We start from the raw sequence: 18,524 nt of genomic DNA, 5'->3' as shown, positions 1-18,524 counted from the left end.
AAAGGAAAACTTAAAGAATGTTCAGATTGCCTAATTATTTGTTCTTTAACTATTAAGGTATAAAGAAGAGCAATAATAGCCCGCAAACCAAAAAGAATTCTAGGATTAGTCAAAGAGTTTAGGCGGTTGATTTTGGGTATGTCTTAAATAAGTTAATTTAAAATTATAAATTTGGGCGTAACTTTATCAGAGCTTAATTCGTCTATATATATAGAAATATGATTTAGAAAGGTATAAAGATAATGCAGATGTTAGGATACTTATATTTGAAATAAGTTCGGAAGTGTTTTATGAAGTGTTACCTAAATCATATAAAAATTATAAATTATGGGAGGAAAATGAATGGATGCGCAAGATGACACAAACCCCGGATCAAAAATCAAAAAATGATTATATAGAAAGTTTTTGCAAAGAAAACTGGGAAGAATTATACAGATTTATCTATTATAGAGTGCAAAACAGGGAAGAAGCCGAAGACATTACGCAGGAAGCTTTTGAAAAAACAATATATCAAAATCTAAACTCAAATGTGTCTGTTTTGAATCATAAGAATTACCTTAAGACAATTGCTTTAAATATAATACGGGACCGTTTTAGAAAGATAAAGGCAAGGGCAATGACAATTGATATAGAAGAAGTAAAAGGTAAAGAGCCTGCCGATGATGATTTTGCCGATCTGGTTGTAGAACGGTACCGGGTCGAGGAGGCATTAAGCAAGCTTACTATTGATCAGAGAAAGGTTTTGGAATACAGAATTTTAAAAGGTTATTCCATAAAGGAAACGGCCCAAAAAATGAATAAAAAAGAAAATGCGGTTAAAGTTTTGCAGTTTCGTGCAGTTAAAGCCATGTATAAATTAATGAGTGAAATGTAAGCGGGAGGAAAAGATGAACAGAATAAAGAGATTGTCTAAATACATAGATTGCTTAAATAATGAAGAAATGCCGAAAGAGCATATTTCGGGCGGTTATGACAAAGAAATGGAACAGCTTATGTATACTGTCCGAACGATTAAATCCCTTCGTGATCCGGTCATGCCAGACGAAGGTTATGAAAAGAACTTGGCTAATTTCGTAAAGGAAAATACAAATTCAAATACTTCTAGAAATCAGAAAAAGATGACTGACTTAGAATCCTACGTAAAAAAAAGGCTTATTACGGCTGCTATAACAGTTGCTTTTGTTATAATGGCTTTAGCTACGGTATATCTTCTTAACGGAAGGCTAGGGTCCGATAATATTGTTAAAGCCATGGAACAGGCCTATAACAAAGTAAAAGCATATCACGGAATTATTGAGACAGCGGAAATAAACGGCTTAGGTGAAATTGTATACGTATCCAGACAGGAAGTTTGGGCGGATACGGAAGGAAAATATTTTGTAAAGCAGTTGGATGAAGGAACAGAAGGAGTTATTACAATAAACAACGGTTTTAACAGGTGGCAAATACGGCCTGATATAAAAAAGGTTTACATGTTTGCAGCCGAACCTGACCCTTATCGTTTTACATTTGATCTGAGAGAGGAAATAAGCGATATCACAAAAGCCCAATCTGTTAAAAAAATCGGACAGGAAAATTTACTTAACAGGGAAACCGATATATATGAAATTACTCCGGACGGAGGTCTGCCGTATAAAATTTGGGTTGATACTAATACCGATCTTCCGATAAAAAAAGAAACGGCGATTTATAATGCCCTGTTGACTAAAACATATTATACGGAACTGGAATTTACAGACGAAATACCGGCTGAACTGTTAATTTATAATAAACCTGAGGGTTTTGAAGTAGTGGAAATAAATCCTGAGCAATTGGTTGCCACCTTGCAGGAGGCAAAAGAAATAGCAGGCTTTATGCCTGAAATTCCTAATAATATAGGGGATTACGTTCTTTCAAGGATTGCAGTTTTGACAAATAGCGGTGCAATAAAACTGACTTTTAGCCATATCGATAAAGAAAAGGAAATAACCTTTATTCAGGAAAAAGCCAAAGACAAGTTTAAAGCGGCTTCTGATGCGGTGATCGGTTTGGTAAACAATAATATTGCCGAAATTTTAAATAATTATCAGGGGATACCGGGTTTAAGGTCTATACGATGGCAGCAGGCAGATATGGAATATACGGTCTACGGCAAAGATATGGATGTATTAAGTGAGTTTGCGAAAGCTGTTTTTGGAGGAGAAATTTATCTTCCGGAAAAGGATAAAACAGAATTAAAACCTCAGATTGAAGTGCCGTATGATATTGAGACAGAAAAGAATGAGCAGAAGAGTGTGGATGCCGGACATTCCCCATGGAGGCTGGATCCTGTTTTTGTCGCACAAGTTTTTGTAAATCTTCTTATTTCACCGGAAGGTATCGAAGGTGAGTATGAAATCCCTTATGAAAACATAGAGCTTATAAAAAACGACGGAGTAAATGCGGTGGTAAAAATTAACCATGAAAAATCCATTGCCGAGTATGTATATCTTAAACGGCTTGTAAGGCAGGATGATACGGGTATATGGACCGTAATAGGTTACGACCCTGTTGTAAAGAATGACTGATAATGCTAACACAGTTTTCAGATTAATCTTATGTAAAGATTGAAAAACTGGCTCTTATATATGATAATAAAGGTGTAAATCAACCAAACTATATCATGTGGATTTACACCTTTATTTTTTTTGATTTATGTGATAAAACTAAGAAGCCGCATAAAATTTCAATTATTTATTTTTAGTCTTGACAATTCTTTTTTTATAAAGGATATAATTATTTTTGGTTATTATATTAAATTAAGAATTTATATGAATATCGGTCTGATAACATCAGCCTTAATATCTTTAGAAATATGAAAATTTATATGAAAATTAAGAAAAACTCTTAATGATTTAAACATTATTATTAGGTAAAAACTATTTTCAACTTAAATATAATGTATTTATTTTAAATTTCAACCGGAAACGGTTAAAGGCAATTGTTTAAATTGTGTACCAAATACCAAAAATGACAGGAAAGTGAGAGTATTATGTGGGTTGCTAAGGATTGGAAAGACTATGAGGTGCTTGATACTTCAAAGGGAGAAAAATTGGAACGCTGGGGGAAGTATATTCTGGTACGGCCCGACCCTCAGGTCATATGGGATACCCCAAGAAACCATGTGGGGTGGAAAAAGGTAAATGCCCATTATCACAGAAGCTCAAAAGGAGGAGGGGAATGGGAAATTTTTGACCTCCCGAAACAGTGGACCATTTCTTACAAAGGGCTTACCTTTAATCTGCAGCCTTTCAGCTTCAAGCATACAGGCTTGTTCCCTGAACAGGCGGTAAACTGGGATTGGTTTTCTGAAAAAATAAAAAAGGAAAAAGGCCGCCAGGTCAAAATCTTGAATCTGTTTGCCTATACCGGAGGAGCCACACTGGCAGCAGCCAAGGCAGGGGCGGCGGTTACCCATGTGGATGCATCAAAAGGGATGGTCACATGGGCTAAAGAAAATGCCAAAAGCTCCGGTCTGGAAAATGCGCCTATCAGATATATTGTAGATGACTGCGTAAAATTTGTAGAAAGAGAAATCCGCAGGGGCAATAAATACGATGGCATTATCATGGATCCTCCGTCATACGGAAGAGGGCCCAAGGGGGAAATATGGAAGATTGAGGATGATGTCTTTCCTTTAATAGAGCTGTGTGTTAAGGTCTTAAGCGATGATCCGATTTTCTTCCTTATTAATTCATATACAACCGGTCTTCAGGCAGGTGTGCTGGCTTATATGATTTCCGAAACTATAGGGAAGAAATTTTCCGGTAAAGTAACTGCAGACGAAATAGGACTGCCGGTGAGCGGCAAAGGCCTGGTACTTCCGAGCGGCGCAGCGGGAAGATGGGAAAGAAACGAATAAGGTATCAGTAAAACAATATGCTGAGTTAATGAGTTTGAACTTACGTATTATTAATCTGATTAGGGATTAACAGTTGATTATAAAAATTTTATTTTGTTCCGGTAATTGCAGACCTTGTTAAATAATTAAGTTATAAAAAGGTAATAATAGGATAAGAAGGTAAAATGGGCCAATATATATTATAAAAAATACAGGTACCGGAGAAAGCCATGAGGGGAGTCAAAATTTTGTAAAAATCTTTGGTTTATAGAAAAAAAGTGCTTGCAATTGGCCTTTGTGTAGTGTATAATATCTCGTGTTGTGACGTTGATAGCGTTGAGGCGTAAGGTTGCTACTGGATTGCAGTAGGTTTTTACGCGGAGCGAAGGTCAAGTTATAAAACTGGCGACAAGTCACTGTACAATAATGTTCTGCCTATGGCAGATAAAACGTGTGAATAACTCACTAGCATAAGCATCCGGAACATACGATTATAGGCGTTTTTGACAGCAATAATTGTATAATCTTAGCAAGCCGGATTATACGTATGGTAAATGAAGATACACACGGATGAGTGTACAGTCACCACTTGTCGTACTGAATTAAAGTGCGAAAAGGAGGCGGCTTTTTTTATGGCAAATCAAGTAATGAGAATCACACTGAAGGCATACGATCATCAGCTTATCGATCAATCTGCCGGAAAAATCATTGAAACTGTGAAGAAGACAGGATCAAAGGTAAGCGGACCTGTTCCTTTGCCCACAAAAAAAGAAGTAATTACAATTCTTAGGGCAGTACACAAGTATAAGGATTCCAGAGAGCAGTTTGAGCAGAGAACTCATAAGAGACTGATTGACATCATTGCGCCTACTCAGAAGACAGTTGATGCATTGTCAAGGCTGGAGATGCCTGCAGGTGTTTATATTGACATTAAGATGAAGACAAAATAACAGTAATTCGGATTGATTATTTTATTAAACCAGAACGAAAAATATTAGGGTTTATAGTTTATTATAGACCATCTAGTATGATTGCGATGTATGTCGCAATCCGCTGTAGATTAAACAGGAGGTTAAGAAATGAAGAAGGCGATTTTAACAACAAAAATCGGAATGACTCAGGTTTTCGGCGAAAACGGGGAATTAGTTCCGGTAACCGTACTTCAGGCCGGTCCCGTATATGTAACTCAGGTTAAAACGGTAGAAAATGACGGTTATAATGCAATTCAGGTTGCATATGGAGATATCAGAGAGACTCTGGTTAACAAACCGTTAAAAGGACATTTCGCTAAAGCCGGAGTAAAAGTAAAAAGATTTTTAAAGGAATTTAGAGTGGATAATGTGGCCGATTATAAAGTAGGTCAGGAAATCAAGGCCGATATTTTTGCGGCTGGAGACAGAGTTGATGCTACCGCTAAATCAAAAGGTAAGGGATTCCAGGGCGGTATCAAGAGACACGGATTACACAGAGGACCTATGGCTCACGGTTCCAAATATCATAGACATGCCGGTTCCAACGGTGCCAACACCAGCCCGGGCCGTGTGTTTAAAGGCAAGAAGATGCCCGGACATATGGGTAACGTTAAGGTGACTATTCAGAATCTTGAGGTTGTTAGGGTTGACGCAGACAAGAATCTTATTCTTGTAAAAGGTGCGGTTCCGGGACCCAAGAAAGCCTTAGTTATACTGAAGGAATCGGTAAAAGCTAACTAGAGCTGAAGAAAGGAGGAACGTAAATCATGGCAAATGTAGCAGTTTATAATATCGAAGGCAAACAGGTAGATACAATAGAACTTAATGATGCAGTCTTCGGAGTGGAAATAAATGAACATCTGGTTCATATGGCTGTTGTAAGCCAATTGGCTAATAAACGTCAGGGGACACAAAGTGCCAAAACTCGTGCCGAAGTTAGCGGTGGCGGCAAAAAACCTTGGAGACAGAAAGGAACCGGACATGCTAGACAAGGTTCAATCAGAGCTCCTCAATGGAAAGGCGGCGGCGTAGTATTTGCACCGAAGCCCAGAGATTATTCATTCAAGATGAATAAGAAAGAAAAAGCATTGGCTATTAAATCTGCTTTAACATCCAGAGTACAGGCAGATAAATTCGTTGTTATTGATAAATTCGGTTTTACAGAGATTAAAACCAAGAAGATGAAAGAGGTACTTGATAACCTTAAGGTTAAGAAGGCTCTCATCGTTCTTGACAAGAAAGATGAAAATGTAACTCTTTCTGCTAGAAATCTTCCTAATGTAAGAACTATTTTATCAAATTCCATTAACGTTTATGACATTCTTAAGTATGATACTTTGGTAATCACTAAGGATGCCGTGGCACAAATTGAGGAGGTGTACGCATAATGGCAGATCTTAAATATTATGATGTTATACTTAAGCCTATAGTTACAGAAAAGAGCATGGAACTTATGGGCAGCAAAAAGTACACATTTTCCGTTCATACCGACGCTACCAAGAATCAAATCAAGGAAGCTGTCGAGAAAATGTTCCCCGGCACAAAGGTTGCCAAAGTAAATACCATTAACATGGATGGTAAGACCCGCAGACGCGGATATCAGGTAGGTAAGACACCTAAAACCAAAAAGGCTATTGTTCAGTTAACAGAGGACAGTGCCGATATAGAGATCTTCTCCGGACTGTAAGATCCGGCTTATAAATTGGATATAAAGAATTGTATTAAAACAGCAGTGTCAAAATGTTGATAAATATGCGTCAGATACATCAGCAAACCGATAAATCGGCAAACGAAGTACCAATAAGGCTGATAGGTCGGTATGGCTGATACATCATTTGAAAGGAGTGCAAATTATGGGAATTAAAACATATACCCCATATACACCTTCTAGAAGACACATGACCACTTCCGATTTTGCGGAAATTACAGCCACAAAGCCGGAGAAGTCTCTGGTTATTTCTTTAAAGAAAAAGGCTGGCCGCAATAATCAGGGTAAAATTACCGTAAGACATCGTGGCGGTGGCGCTAGAAGAAAATACAGAATAATTGATTTCAAGAGAAGGAAAGACAATATTCCCGCAAAGGTTGCAAGCATAGAATATGATCCTAACAGAACCGCAAATATAGCATTGCTTCACTATGCAGACGGTGAAAAGGCATATATCATTGCTCCTTACGGCCTTCAGGTAGGTCAGACGGTAATGAGCGGTGAAAACGTTGAAATTAAAGTAGGAAACTGCCTGCCCCTTGCAAATATTCCGGTAGGTACCGAAGTTCACAATATTGAGTTGTATCCCGGCAAAGGCGGACAGTTAGTTAGAGCTGCAGGAAACTCAGCACAGCTGATGGCTAAAGAAGGTAAATATGCAACCCTTCGTCTTCCTAGCGGTGAAATGAGAATGGTTCCGTTAAACTGCAGGGCTACAATCGGTCAGGTAGGAAATATAGATCACGAACTTGTTACAATCGGTAAGGCCGGACGTAAGCGCCATATGGGCTTCAGACCTACTGTACGTGGTTCAGCTATGAACCCTAACGACCATCCTCACGGTGGTGGTGAAGGTAAGGCTGGTATCGGTCGTCCTGGTCCCTCAACACCTTGGGGTAAGCCTGCTCTGGGACTTAAGACCAGAAAACGCAACAAGAAGTCCAATAAGCTTATAGTAAGAAGAAGAAACGGAAGCGCTGTAAAATAATTAAGCAGACAACCGATTACTTTCAAATAAATTGATGATTTAACGGATCATTGAGCGGTTTCAATGATTATTAATTCTAAGGAGGTTAGAATACATGGCTCGTTCACTGAAAAAGGGACCATTTGCTGATGACCATTTACTGAAAAAGATAGATGCTCTCAACAAATCGGGCGAAAAGACAGTAATCAAAACTTGGTCACGCCGGTCTACCATTTTCCCGCAGATGGTTGGGCATACTATTGCTGTACATGACGGCAGAAGACATGTACCTGTATATATAACTGAAGACATGGTCGGACATAAGCTGGGTGAGTTTGTCGCAACCAGAACTTATAGAGGACATGGAAAAGACGAGAAGAAAACAGGTAGGAAATAATTTTGCGTTGAATGGAAGGAGGTTCATCCATGGCTAAAGGACATAGATCCCAGATTAAAAGAGAAAGAAATGAAGTTAAGGACAACAGAGCGAAAGCTACGTTATCCTATGCCAGAGTGTCTGTTCAAAAAGCTTGTTTCGTGCTTGACGCTATTCGTGGAAAAGATGTAAAAACAGCACTCGGTATATTGGCATATAGTCCTAGATATGCTGCTTCAATAATTGAGAAGCTGTTAAAATCAGCAATTGCCAATGCTGAGTATAAGAATATGGATCCAGATAAATTATATATAGAAGAATGTTATGCTAACCAAGGTCCGATTATGAAGAGAATTCAACCTAGAGCACGAGGAATGGCTTATCGTATCGAAAAAAGAATGAGCCATATAACAATAGTGCTTAATGAGAGATAAGGAGGGCAATAATGGGTCAAAAGGTTAATCCCCACGGCTTAAGAGTCGGTATCATAAATGATTGGGACTCTAGATGGTATGCTGAACGTGATTTTGCTGATAATCTTATAGAAGATCATAAGATCAGAACATATCTTAAGAAGACTTTATACAGTGCAGGCGTATCCAGAATAGAAATTGAAAGAGCGTCTGATCGTCTGAAAATTATAATTCATACTGCTAAACCCGGTGTTGTAATCGGTAGAGGCGGCAGTGAGATAGAGAAATTAAGAGAAGAAATTCAGAAGTTTACCGATAAAAAAGTAAATCTGGAAATAAAGGAAATCAAGAAGCCTGATCTGGATGCTCAGCTTGTGGCAGAGAGCATTGCAGCACAGCTTGAGAACCGTATTTCTTTCAGAAGAGCTATGAAGTCCACAATGGCAAGAGCTATGAAGGCCGGAGCAAAAGGTATTAAAGCAGCAGTCAGCGGACGTCTTGGCGGTGCCGAAATTGCTCGTACCGAACACTATAGTGAAGGGACCATACCTCTTCAAACACTGCGCGCCAACATTGGCTATGGTTTTGCAGAAGCAGATACCACTTACGGTAAGCTGGGTGTTAAGGTATGGATCTATCTTGGTGAAGTGCTTCCTAGTAAAAAAGGAGCAAAAAAGGAAGGGAGCGATAAATAATGTTAATGCCTAAGAGAGTTAAGCATCGTAAGCAATTTCGCGGTACTATGCACGGAAAAGCCACCAGAGGCAATACTCTTGCCTACGGCGATTATGGCTTAGTTGCTGTAGAGCCCGCTTGGATTAAATCAAACCAGATTGAGGCCGCCCGTGTTGCCATGACTCGTTTTACAAAGCGTGGCGGAAAAGTTTGGATTAAGATATTCCCTGATAAACCGGTAACAGCAAAACCTGCCGAAACACGTATGGGTTCAGGTAAAGGTAGCGTAGAATATTGGGTAGCGGTTGTTAAACCGGGACGCGTTATGTTTGAAATTGCCGGCATCCCTGAGGAAACTGCAAGAGAGGCGTTACGTCTTGCTATGCACAAATTGCCGGTAAAATGTAAAATAGTATCGCGTGCAGACTTAGAAGGCGGTGAAAACAGTGAAAGCAAATAAATATTTAGAGAGTTTAAGGGCAAAATCACTTGAGGATTTAAATGAGGAATTGGTGGCTGCAAAGAAGGAACTGTTCAATCTGAGATTCCAGAATGCTACCAATCAATTGGAAAACACCAGCAGAATCAGGGAAGTTAGAAGAAATATTGCAAGAATACAGACTGTTATAACTGAAATGAAGAGGGCGTCCAAATAATTTAGGATTCCTTAGCTGAAACAAGATAACAGCTAATAGTCCTGGAAAGGAGTAGTGTATGGAAAGAAATTTGAGAAAAGTACGGATTGGCAGAGTTGTCAGCGACAAGATGGATAAAACTGTCGTTGTTGAATTGGTTGACAATGTTAAACATCCGTTGTACGGTAAAATAGTTAAAAGAACCAGCAAATTAAAAGCACATGATGAAAACAACGAGTGCAAAATCGGTGATCGTGTAAAAGTTATGGAGACAAGACCTTTATCCAAGGAAAAGAGATGGAGAGTTGTCGAAATAATCGAAAGGGCAAAATAGTCCGTAATAAAACTCATATTATGAAAAGTTGGTTTTATAACAACTGAAAGGAGTATTATCATGATACAGGTTGAATCAAGGCTTAAAGTCGCCGATAATACCGGTGCAAAAGAGTTGCTATGTATCAGAGTATTAGGTGGATCGTTCAGAAGATACGCCAATATAGGCGATATCATTGTTGCTTCGGTTAAAGATGCAACGCCAGGCGGTGTTGTTAAGAAGGGCGATGTAGTTAAAGCTGTCGTGGTACGTACCGTTAAAGGTACACGCCGTAAAGACGGTTCTTATATAAAATTTGATGAAAACGCTGCCGTTATTATAAGAGATGATTTGAATCCCAGAGGTACTCGTATCTTCGGACCGGTGGCAAGAGAATTAAGAGAGAAACATTTTATGAAAATCGTTTCTTTAGCACCAGAAGTATTATAAGGAGGTGTCGACCGTGGCAACTAGGAAAATAAAGAAGGGTGATAACGTAAGAGTTATTGCCGGTAAAGATAAAGGTAAAGAGGGCAAGGTGCTTGCAGTAAAAGATGGAAGAGTTATAGTTGAAGGCGTTAATATGATATCCAAGCACACCAAGCCCAATCAGGCAAATCCTAAGGGTGGCATCGTTCGTCAGGAAGCACCCATTGACATATCAAACGTAATGTATGTTCATAAGGGCAAGGTAACCAGAATCGGTTTTAAGTTTATAGAAGATAAAAACGGAAACCTGAAAAAAGTTCGTGTTGCAAAAACGACTGGCGAAGTTATTGACTGATTGAGAGAGGAGGTTGGAAAAGGTGGCTAGATTAAAAGAGTATTATTTTAATGAAATTGTTCCCGCCATGAAAAAGAAATTCGGATATAAGAATGATATGGAAGTGCCGAAGCTTGACAAGATCGTTATCAATATGGGCCTTGGGGAAGCAAGAGATAACCCTAAAGTATTAGAGTCTGCAGCAAAGGATTTGGAAACCATCACCGGACAGAAGCCGGTTATAACCAAGGCAAAGAAATCTATAGCTAACTTCAAAATTAGGCAAGGAATGTCAATCGGCTGTAAGGTAACTCTTCGCGGTGAGAGAATGTATGATTTTGCCGATCGTCTGATCAATCTGGCTCTTCCCAGAGTACGTGACTTTAGAGGTGTCAGCCCGGATTCATTTGACGGCAGAGGCAATTATGCCCTTGGTATCAAAGAGCAGTTAATTTTCCCTGAAATTGATTATGATAAGGTTGACAAGGTAAGAGGTATGGATATCATTTTTGTTACTACGGCAAAAACCGATGAAGAAGCTCGTGAACTTTTATCCGGGTTTGGAATGCCATTTAGAAAGTAAGGAGGAATTTCCATGGCGAAAAAGTCAATGATAGTTAAGCAGCAGCGAAAACAGAAATTCTCCACAAGAGAATATAACCGCTGCAGAATTTGTGGCCGTCCCCATGCATATTTAAGGAAATTTGGAATCTGCAGAATATGCTTTCGTGAATTAGCTTACAAAGGACAGATACCAGGTGTTAAAAAGGCAAGCTGGTAAGAGATCAAGAAAGGAGGCAAACGAAATATGACAATGAGCGATCCTATTGCAGATATGCTTACAAGAATCCGTAATGCAAATACTGCAAAACATGATACAGTTGATGTACCTGCTTCTAAGATTAAAATTGCTATTGCAGATATTTTATTAAGAGAAGGATACATCAAAAATTACGAAGTTGAAGAAGTCGGAAATCATAAGACAATCCATATTACTTTGAAATATGGTAAAGATAAGAATGAGAAAGTAATTACCGGCCTTAAGAGAATCTCTAAACCTGGTCTTCGTGTTTATGCCAGCAAGGATAAATTGCCGAAGGTTCTTGGCGGGTTAGGAATAGCTATTATTTCAACTAACAAGGGCGTGCTTACCGACAGGGAAGCAAGAGAACTTAATGTAGGTGGAGAAGTTCTGGCATTTATATGGTAATGATAAATGCCGTTTCGTACTTACTAATGATAATATTTAAACAGCATATCGGATTAAATATGGCGGCGGTTATTTCGCCTGCCTTAATATATGATATAAAGTAAGTATTTAAGTGTAACAGACTTAGTATTATATCGAAGTATTTCGTATAGCTAGGTTTTATATAAACATTTTCATTCAAAATCATAGGAGGTGCGGGCATGTCACGTATAGGAAGAATGCCTATCGCTATACCTGCGGGAGTAACCGTAGATGTAGCAGAAAATAATAAAGTGACCGTTAAAGGACCCAAAGGAACACTGGAAAGAGTGTTGCCTGCGGAGATGACTATAAAGGTTGACGGTTCGGTAGTTACTGTATCAAGACCCAATGATTTAAAGAAGATGAAAGCTCTTCATGGTCTTACCAGAACCCTGATTGCAAATATGGTTAAGGGTGTTACCGAAGGATTTGAAAAGGTATTGGAAATCAACGGTGTAGGATACAGAGCAGCTAAATCCGGTAAGGAATTAACATTGACATTGGGATATTCTCATCCGGTAGTTATGGTAGATCCGGACGGAATTGAATCGGTTGTAGACGGACAGAACAAGATAATTGTTAGAGGTATAGATAAAGAAAAGGTTGGCCAATATGCCGCTGAAATCAGAGCCAAGAGACCCCCTGAACCTTATAAGGGCAAGGGTATTAAGTATGCTGACGAAGTTATCAGACGCAAAGTTGGTAAGGCCGGTAAGAAGTAAAGGAGGAGTGAAATAAAATGGTTAGTAAAGTAAACAGATCTGAAATGAGAAGAAAGAAACATAGAAAAATCCGTAACCGTTTCACAGGTACTCCTGAGAGACCGCGTTTGGCAGTATTTAGAAGCAATAATCATATGTATGCGCAGATTATTGACGATACGGCCGGTCATACTTTAGTAGCAGCTTCTACCCTAGAAAAGGATGTGAAGGCTAAGCTTCAGAAGACCAACGATGTTGCGGCAGCAGCATACTTAGGCACCGTTATTGCCAAGAGAGCATTGGAAAAAGGAATCAAGGCTGTTGTTTATGACAGAGGCGGTTTTATATATCACGGTAAGATCAAAGCATTGGCAGATGCGGCAAGAGAAGCTGGTCTGGAATTCTAGGTAAGGAGGAAAATAGATGAAACGTTCACATATTGATACAAGTCAATTGGAATTAGATGATAAAGTAGTATCAATCAAGCGTGTTACCAAGGTTGTAAAAGGCGGACGTAATATGCGTTTTACCGCGCTTGTTGTAGTTGGAGACAGAAACGGACACGTAGGTGCCGGATTAGGAAAGGCCGCTGAAATTCCCGAAGCTATTCGCAAGGGTAAGGAAAGTGCCATTAAAAATATGATAACAGTACCGATTGACGAAAACGGTAGCATACCTCATGATTTTACCGGAAAGTTCGGTGCTTCTACAGTGCTTCTTAAGCGTTCTCCCGAAGGTACCGGTGTAATCGCAGGAGGACCGGCACGTAGCGTACTTGAGCTTGCTGGATATAAGAATATTCGTACCAAATCTCTCGGTTCCAACAACAAGCAAAACGTTGTTTTGGCTACGCTTGACGGATTAAGCCGCTTAAAGACCCCTGAGGAAGTTGCAAGGCTTCGTGGAATACCGGTAGAGAAGCTTTTAGGCTAAGCTCTACCTAAGTAATTGATATGGAGGTGTCAAAATGGCAGACAAATTAAAAATAACACTGGTAAAGTCAACAATCGGTGCCATTCCTAAGCACAGAGCAACAGTTAAGGCTCTCGGTTTGACAAAGTTAAATAAAACCGTAGAAAAGCCTGATAATGCTGCAGTCAGGGGAATGATTGAACAGATAAAACACATGGTAAAGGTTGAAGAAATATAATTGCCAAAAAGAAGGAGGTGCACGTAAATGAATCTATCAGAGTTAAGACCGGCAGAAGGTTCCAAGCAGAATCGCTTTAGAAAAGGTCGTGGACATGGTTCAGGCAACGGTAAAACTGCAGGCAGGGGCCATAAGGGACAAAAGGCACGTTCCGGGGCTCCGAGAATAGGATTTGAAGGCGGTCAGATGCCTTTATACAGAAGAATACCGAAGCGTGGTTTCACTAACCGTAATTCCAAAGAGATAGTTGCAATTAATATAGATGTATTAAACAGATTTGATGACGGTGCAACAGTAACGGTAGAGTCATTGATTGAAGCAGGAATCATTAAAAATCCTAAGGACGGGGTTAAGATTCTTGGTAACGGAGAACTCACTAAGAAACTGAATGTTAAGGTTAATGCATTTAGTGCCAGCGCAGCAGAGAAAATTCAGGCTCTTGGTGGAATTGCTGAGGTGATTTAATATGTTTAAAACATTCCGGAACGCATTAAAAATAAAAGAGATCAGAACCAAATTACTCTACACCTTAGTGGCTCTTGTAATTGTGAGACTGGGAACTTTGCTTCCCGCTCCCGCAATTAGCAGAGAAGCGGTTGAACAGGTATTTTCAAATATTAATCTTGGATTCCTTGGCCATCTTACCGGTGGTTCTTTTTCCAGGATGTCAATATTTGCCCTTAGTATTTCGCCGTATATCTCCGCATCCATTATATTGCAGCTGTTGACCATAGCAATTCCCAAGCTTGAAGAGATGCAAAAAGAGGGAGAAGACGGCAGACAGAAAATGGAGCAGATTACCCGTTATATGGCCATTGGTTTGGCTGTTATAGAATCGGCAGCTATGGCTATAGGCTTTGGTTCAAGTTCAGGTATACTTGAAGGCGGACTTACATTTACAAACGTGGTACTTGTGGTAGCTTCATTTACAGCCGGATCTGCTTTCCTTATGTGGCTGGGAGAAAGGATTACCGACAGAGGTATTGGTAACGGTATTTCTATAATCCTTTTGTTTAATATAGTATCAACGATGCCGGCAGATTTTATAAATCTGTATTATCAGTTTGTATATGGGCAGCCTGTATGGAAAGCTATTATTGCGGTAGTAGTAACCTTGGCAGTTATTATTTTCACCATAGTATTCGTAATAATACTGCAGGATGCCGAAAGGAAAATCCCCGTACAGTATGCAAAAAAAGTTCAGGGAAGAAAAATGGTAGGTGGACAAACCTCCCATATTCCTTTGAAGGTTAACACTGCAGGTGTAATACCGGTTATATTCACCAGTTCTTTAATGTCGTTCCCCGGAGTAATAGCATCATTCTTTGGCGTATATCCGGCCAGAGCATATGTTATACCTAAGATACTGAAAGTACTGGATCAAAGCAGCTGGCTGAATATTAATTTTAAAAATTTTGATTTCGGTGAATTTAAGTATTCCATCGGATTACTTATATATATAGGTTTCATTATCTTCTTTGCCTATTTCTATACATCAATAACGTTTAATCCGATAGAAATAGCCAATAATATGAAAAAGCAGGGTGGTTTTATACCCGGTATCCGTCCAGGGAAACCGACATCGGATTATTTGAACAAAGTACTTAACAGAGTAATATTTATTGGTGCTGTTGGACTCATAATTGTTTCTGTAATACCGATATTCTTCTCCGGAGCTTTCGGAGCACATGTAAGTTTCGGTGGTACATCGATAATAATTATTGTCGGTGTTATTATAGAAACAATTAAAGAAGTAGAGTCACAGATGCTGGTACGTCATTATAAAGGCTTTTTAAGTGACTAATAGAAAATATCCGTTGTGGGACAATCAGGCTATAAGGCAGATTGTCTCACTGCGGTATAACCAGTACTGCAACAGGGGGAATAGGCATGAAGATAATCATGTTGGGAGCGCCGGGGGCCGGCAAAGGTACACAGGCAAAAAAAATTGCCGCAAAATTTAATATTCCTCATATTTCAACAGGGGATATATTTCGTGAAAATATAAAAAACCAGACTACACTGGGGAAAAAAGCCCAGAAGTATATTGATAAAGGGCTGTTGGTACCGGATGACTTGGTTCTGGAATTGGTTATGGAGCGCATAAATGAGCCTGACTGCAAAGACGGATATGTGTTTGACGGTTTTCCGAGAACTATTCCGCAGGCAAAAGCATTGGACGAGGCTCTCAAGATGAAAAACGACAGAATGCAATATGCGATTGATGTGGACGTTCCGGATGAAGTAATAATTCGCAGAATGGCAGGTAGAAGGGTTTGCCCCAATTGCGGCAAAACTTATCATACAGAAACCCTGCGTCCGAAAACCGAAGGAATCTGTGATTCCTGCGGCAGTGAACTGATACTGAGAGATGACGATAATCCTGAAACGGTAAAAAAACGTTTGACGGTTTATCATGAGCAAACCCAGCCCCTTATTGATTACTATAAGCAAAAGGGCATATTATACAGCGTAGACGGAACAAAAGATATTGAAGAGATATATAATGAAATTGTTGAGATATTAACTGCTTAATCCGTCAGCTTAATCGCAAAGCGGATCTGAAAGGAAGAGTTTAATGCCTATAAGCATAAAAACAGAAAAAGAAATAGAATTAATGCAGGAATCCGGAAGGATTTTGGCATTAGTACTTAAAGAGCTGGAAAACTATATAAAACCGGGCATTTCTACTCTTGAGATTGATAAGAAATGTTATGAGTTGATAAAGGGGTATGGCTGCAGGCCGTCATTCCTGAATTATAACGGATTTCCTGCTTCGCTTTGTGTTTCTGTAAATAATGAGGTTGTACACGGGATTCCGGATAAGGAGCATATCCTTAAGGAAGGCGATATTGTCAGCCTGGACTGCGGGGTCATATATGAAGGATATCACTCTGATGCGGCCAGAACGGTTCCGGTCGGCGAAATATCCGAAGAAGCAAAAAAATTGATTGAAGTAACCGAGCAGAGCTTTTTTGAAGGTATTAAACATGCCAAAGCCGGGAAACATTTACATGAAATATCTGAGGCTATTCAGGCTTATGTAGAATCCTTCGGATTTTCCGTTGTAAGAGATTTGGTGGGACATGGAATTGGAAGAAATCTTCATGAAGAACCGCAGGTACCAAATTTCAAACAAAGAAGCAGGGGGCCGAAACTGGCACCCGGAATGACTTTGGCAATTGAACCTATGGTAAATGCCGGCCGATACCATGTTTATTGGGCGGATAATAATTGGACAGTTCTTACCCGGGACGGTTCTTTATCGGCTCATTATGAAAACACCGTACTGATTACAGATGGTGAACCCAAAATATTAACATTATTATAATATTCTTATTATAATAAAAGAGTACGGAGTATATAAATGCAGGATTTAATCGGACGTTTTGTTATATCAAAAGCCGGCAGGGATGCCGGAAAATGCTATGTAATAATTAATACTCATAATGAATATGTATATTTAGTGGATGGTAATATTAGAACTTTGGACTACCCAAAAAAGAAAAATATCAAGCATATTGTAAAGTTAAAATATTACGACCAAAATCTTGCCGAAGCAATTCGGAATAAATCGGTTAGAAATGAAGAAATTAAAAGAGCACTGAAACTGTTGCAGATTAAATTGTCCAAAAAGGAGGTTGAGTAATGTCGAAGTCCGATGTAGTTGAAATCGAAGGTACTGTTGTTGAGAAGCTTCCTAATGCTATGTTTCAGGTTGAATTGGAAAATGGGCACAGAGTTCTTGCTCATATAAGCGGAAAGCTTCGCATGAATTTTATCAAAATAGTACCCGGTGATAGGGTCACCCTGGAGTTATCACCGTACGATTTGACAAAAGGAAGAATTGTATGGCGTGACAAATAGGATTTAGATTTTATAGTGTTACAAGTAGAATAAATTGTGGATATATAGAAAAATATTGCTTGCTATTATATTTCTGCGGTGATATAATAATAAGCGGACTTTTTTGAAAGGGGTGAATTACTGTGAAGGTAAGATCATCAGTAAAACCAATTTGCGAAAAATGTAAAATTATCAAAAGAAAGGGAGCTATCAGAGTTATCTGCGAGAATCCCAAACACAAACAAAGACAAGGCTAATTACAGTAGTTTGGTTTGAACCACTATTGTTTAAATATATAGTTCTTGCTTTTTGTGTTACAATTACCTGCCTTTAAGGCAGTTATTGTGATATTGTGGGTGCAATTTGCGCCTTAAGACCCGTGTACCGTCATCATTTTTGCATGGAGTCTTAGCAGACATAGACTTTTTGTGTCTGTTACAGTTTAAAGCGGCTGACGTAATAGACAGTGGGTTTATTACGGTAAAAATAGAAAACATAGAATACATTTATCTGTTAAATTAATTTTGGAGGTGTACCAAACACATGGCTCGTATCAGTGGTGTAGATTTACCGAGAGATAAGAGAATTGAAGTAGGACTTACCTATATATATGGCATCGGCAGAGCCAGCGCTAAGAGAATTCTTGCCCAGGCAAACGTAGATCCGAATACCCGTGTCAGAGACCTTACCGACGATGAAGTAGCCAGAATTCGTGACGTTATAGATGAGACCCAGGTTGTTGAGGGTGATTTAAGAAGAGAAGTTGCTCTTAATATTAAGAGATTAATGGAAATCGGATGCTACAGAGGAATTCGTCATAGAAAAGGACTGCCTGTACGTGGTCAGAGAACTAAAACCAATGCCAGAACCAGGAAGGGTCCTAGAAGAACAGTTGCTAATAAGAAGAAATAATTAT

The 18,524-nt window shown here is 39.2% G+C and carries 31 protein-coding genes; all 31 read left to right on the top strand.

Features of this window, described 5'->3' with window-relative positions:
* Window positions 1–346: 346 nt before the first annotated feature.
* The 31 genes from HHT355_RS10225 (at window position 347) to rpsM (ending at window position 18,520) form a co-directional block, all read left to right on the top strand.
* Window positions 347–874 carry an RNA polymerase sigma factor gene (locus HHT355_RS10225; RefSeq protein ID WP_103203351.1) on the top strand — a complete coding sequence of 176 codons (528 nt, stop codon included), beginning with the start codon at window positions 347–349 and terminating at the stop codon, window positions 872–874.
* 13 nt (window positions 875–887) lie between these two features.
* Window positions 888–2,546: a LolA family protein gene (locus HHT355_RS10220; protein ID WP_103203350.1), complete on the top strand. Its 1,659-nt coding sequence runs from the start codon at window positions 888–890 to the stop codon at window positions 2,544–2,546.
* Window positions 2,547–3,010: 464 nt separating this feature from the next.
* Window positions 3,011–3,880, top strand: a complete 870-nt coding sequence (locus tag HHT355_RS10215) for a class I SAM-dependent methyltransferase (protein WP_103203349.1) — start codon at window positions 3,011–3,013, stop codon at window positions 3,878–3,880.
* A gap of 611 nt (window positions 3,881–4,491) precedes the next feature.
* Window positions 4,492–4,809 (top strand): 30S ribosomal protein S10, encoded by a 318-nt coding sequence (gene rpsJ / locus HHT355_RS10210; protein WP_103203348.1) that lies wholly within the window; start codon window positions 4,492–4,494, stop codon window positions 4,807–4,809.
* A 129-nt stretch (window positions 4,810–4,938) separates the two neighbouring features.
* A complete protein-coding gene (gene rplC, locus HHT355_RS10205; RefSeq protein WP_103203347.1) occupies window positions 4,939–5,571 on the top strand; it encodes a 50S ribosomal protein L3 in 633 nt (210 codons plus the stop codon).
* 26 nt (window positions 5,572–5,597) lie between these two features.
* The gene (gene rplD / locus HHT355_RS10200; protein ID WP_103203346.1) at window positions 5,598–6,218 is read left to right on the top strand and encodes a 50S ribosomal protein L4; all 621 of its coding nucleotides are present in this window, start codon (window positions 5,598–5,600) and stop codon (window positions 6,216–6,218) included.
* Window positions 6,218–6,517 (top strand): 50S ribosomal protein L23, encoded by a 300-nt coding sequence (rplW, locus tag HHT355_RS10195; protein ID WP_103203345.1) that lies wholly within the window; start codon window positions 6,218–6,220, stop codon window positions 6,515–6,517. Before rplD ends, rplW begins: the two co-directional genes overlap by 1 nt.
* Window positions 6,518–6,683: 166 nt before the next feature.
* The gene (gene rplB, locus HHT355_RS10190) at window positions 6,684–7,526 is read left to right on the top strand and encodes a 50S ribosomal protein L2 (protein WP_103203344.1); all 843 of its coding nucleotides are present in this window, start codon (window positions 6,684–6,686) and stop codon (window positions 7,524–7,526) included.
* Window positions 7,527–7,620: 94 nt separating this feature from the next.
* The gene (gene rpsS / locus HHT355_RS10185) at window positions 7,621–7,902 is read left to right on the top strand and encodes a 30S ribosomal protein S19 (protein WP_103203343.1); all 282 of its coding nucleotides are present in this window, start codon (window positions 7,621–7,623) and stop codon (window positions 7,900–7,902) included.
* 29 nt (window positions 7,903–7,931) lie between these two features.
* On the top strand, window positions 7,932–8,315 hold the full coding sequence (rplV, locus tag HHT355_RS10180; protein ID WP_103203342.1) for a 50S ribosomal protein L22: 384 nt from the start codon (window positions 7,932–7,934) through the stop codon (window positions 8,313–8,315).
* 11 nt (window positions 8,316–8,326) lie between these two features.
* The gene (gene rpsC, locus HHT355_RS10175; RefSeq protein ID WP_103203341.1) at window positions 8,327–8,989 is read left to right on the top strand and encodes a 30S ribosomal protein S3; all 663 of its coding nucleotides are present in this window, start codon (window positions 8,327–8,329) and stop codon (window positions 8,987–8,989) included.
* The gene (rplP, locus tag HHT355_RS10170) at window positions 8,989–9,429 is read left to right on the top strand and encodes a 50S ribosomal protein L16 (protein ID WP_103203340.1); all 441 of its coding nucleotides are present in this window, start codon (window positions 8,989–8,991) and stop codon (window positions 9,427–9,429) included. The genes rpsC and rplP overlap by 1 nt, the downstream gene beginning before the upstream one ends.
* Window positions 9,416–9,625: a 50S ribosomal protein L29 gene (rpmC, locus tag HHT355_RS10165; RefSeq protein ID WP_103203339.1), complete on the top strand. Its 210-nt coding sequence runs from the start codon at window positions 9,416–9,418 to the stop codon at window positions 9,623–9,625. The genes rplP and rpmC overlap by 14 nt, the downstream gene beginning before the upstream one ends.
* A 58-nt stretch (window positions 9,626–9,683) precedes the next feature.
* Window positions 9,684–9,938, top strand: coding sequence for a 30S ribosomal protein S17 (rpsQ, locus tag HHT355_RS10160; protein WP_103203338.1), 255 nt, complete (start codon window positions 9,684–9,686; stop codon window positions 9,936–9,938).
* Window positions 9,939–9,998: 60 nt separating this feature from the next.
* Window positions 9,999–10,367, top strand: coding sequence for a 50S ribosomal protein L14 (gene rplN / locus HHT355_RS10155; protein ID WP_103203337.1), 369 nt, complete (start codon window positions 9,999–10,001; stop codon window positions 10,365–10,367).
* A 13-nt stretch (window positions 10,368–10,380) separates the two neighbouring features.
* Window positions 10,381–10,701: a 50S ribosomal protein L24 gene (rplX, locus tag HHT355_RS10150; protein ID WP_103203336.1), complete on the top strand. Its 321-nt coding sequence runs from the start codon at window positions 10,381–10,383 to the stop codon at window positions 10,699–10,701.
* A 22-nt stretch (window positions 10,702–10,723) separates the two neighbouring features.
* Window positions 10,724–11,263: a 50S ribosomal protein L5 gene (gene rplE, locus HHT355_RS10145; protein ID WP_103203335.1), complete on the top strand. Its 540-nt coding sequence runs from the start codon at window positions 10,724–10,726 to the stop codon at window positions 11,261–11,263.
* 12 nt (window positions 11,264–11,275) lie between these two features.
* Entirely contained in the window at window positions 11,276–11,461 is a 186-nt protein-coding gene (locus HHT355_RS10140) for a type Z 30S ribosomal protein S14 (protein WP_103203334.1), read from the top strand.
* 27 nt (window positions 11,462–11,488) lie between these two features.
* Window positions 11,489–11,890, top strand: coding sequence for a 30S ribosomal protein S8 (rpsH, locus tag HHT355_RS10135; protein ID WP_103203333.1), 402 nt, complete (start codon window positions 11,489–11,491; stop codon window positions 11,888–11,890).
* 200 nt (window positions 11,891–12,090) lie between these two features.
* Window positions 12,091–12,633: a 50S ribosomal protein L6 gene (rplF, locus tag HHT355_RS10130; RefSeq protein ID WP_103203332.1), complete on the top strand. Its 543-nt coding sequence runs from the start codon at window positions 12,091–12,093 to the stop codon at window positions 12,631–12,633.
* Window positions 12,634–12,650: 17 nt separating this feature from the next.
* On the top strand, window positions 12,651–13,019 hold the full coding sequence (gene rplR / locus HHT355_RS10125; protein WP_103203331.1) for a 50S ribosomal protein L18: 369 nt from the start codon (window positions 12,651–12,653) through the stop codon (window positions 13,017–13,019).
* A 16-nt stretch (window positions 13,020–13,035) separates the two neighbouring features.
* Window positions 13,036–13,545, top strand: coding sequence for a 30S ribosomal protein S5 (rpsE, locus tag HHT355_RS10120; RefSeq protein ID WP_103203330.1), 510 nt, complete (start codon window positions 13,036–13,038; stop codon window positions 13,543–13,545).
* Between the two features lie 34 nt (window positions 13,546–13,579).
* Window positions 13,580–13,762 (top strand): 50S ribosomal protein L30, encoded by a 183-nt coding sequence (rpmD, locus tag HHT355_RS10115; RefSeq protein ID WP_103203329.1) that lies wholly within the window; start codon window positions 13,580–13,582, stop codon window positions 13,760–13,762.
* 27 nt (window positions 13,763–13,789) lie between these two features.
* Complete coding sequence (rplO, locus tag HHT355_RS10110; RefSeq protein ID WP_103203328.1) at window positions 13,790–14,227, top strand: 50S ribosomal protein L15; 438 nt, start codon at window positions 13,790–13,792, stop codon at window positions 14,225–14,227.
* Between the two features lies 1 nt (window position 14,228).
* Window positions 14,229–15,566 (top strand): preprotein translocase subunit SecY, encoded by a 1,338-nt coding sequence (gene secY, locus HHT355_RS10105; RefSeq protein ID WP_103203327.1) that lies wholly within the window; start codon window positions 14,229–14,231, stop codon window positions 15,564–15,566.
* A gap of 86 nt (window positions 15,567–15,652) precedes the next feature.
* The gene (locus tag HHT355_RS10100; protein WP_103203326.1) at window positions 15,653–16,297 is read left to right on the top strand and encodes an adenylate kinase; all 645 of its coding nucleotides are present in this window, start codon (window positions 15,653–15,655) and stop codon (window positions 16,295–16,297) included.
* Between the two features lie 43 nt (window positions 16,298–16,340).
* The gene (gene map / locus HHT355_RS10095) at window positions 16,341–17,093 is read left to right on the top strand and encodes a type I methionyl aminopeptidase (protein WP_103203325.1); all 753 of its coding nucleotides are present in this window, start codon (window positions 16,341–16,343) and stop codon (window positions 17,091–17,093) included.
* Window positions 17,094–17,129: 36 nt separating this feature from the next.
* Window positions 17,130–17,411, top strand: coding sequence for a KOW domain-containing RNA-binding protein (locus HHT355_RS10090; RefSeq protein ID WP_103203324.1), 282 nt, complete (start codon window positions 17,130–17,132; stop codon window positions 17,409–17,411).
* Window positions 17,411–17,629, top strand: a complete 219-nt coding sequence (infA, locus tag HHT355_RS10085) for a translation initiation factor IF-1 (RefSeq protein WP_103203323.1) — start codon at window positions 17,411–17,413, stop codon at window positions 17,627–17,629. The genes HHT355_RS10090 and infA overlap by 1 nt, the downstream gene beginning before the upstream one ends.
* A gap of 122 nt (window positions 17,630–17,751) precedes the next feature.
* On the top strand, window positions 17,752–17,865 hold the full coding sequence (gene rpmJ, locus HHT355_RS10080; protein ID WP_012201638.1) for a 50S ribosomal protein L36: 114 nt from the start codon (window positions 17,752–17,754) through the stop codon (window positions 17,863–17,865).
* Between the two features lie 286 nt (window positions 17,866–18,151).
* Complete coding sequence (rpsM, locus tag HHT355_RS10075) at window positions 18,152–18,520, top strand: 30S ribosomal protein S13 (RefSeq protein WP_103203322.1); 369 nt, start codon at window positions 18,152–18,154, stop codon at window positions 18,518–18,520.
* Window positions 18,521–18,524: the final 4 nt, after the last annotated feature.

It is taken from the genome of Herbinix hemicellulosilytica (assembly GCF_002904165.1).
Lineage (GTDB): Bacteria > Bacillota > Clostridia > Lachnospirales > Lachnospiraceae > Mobilitalea > Mobilitalea hemicellulosilytica.
Note: the sequence above shows the minus strand (reverse complement) of the source record. Positions and strands in the feature narration are given on the sequence as shown.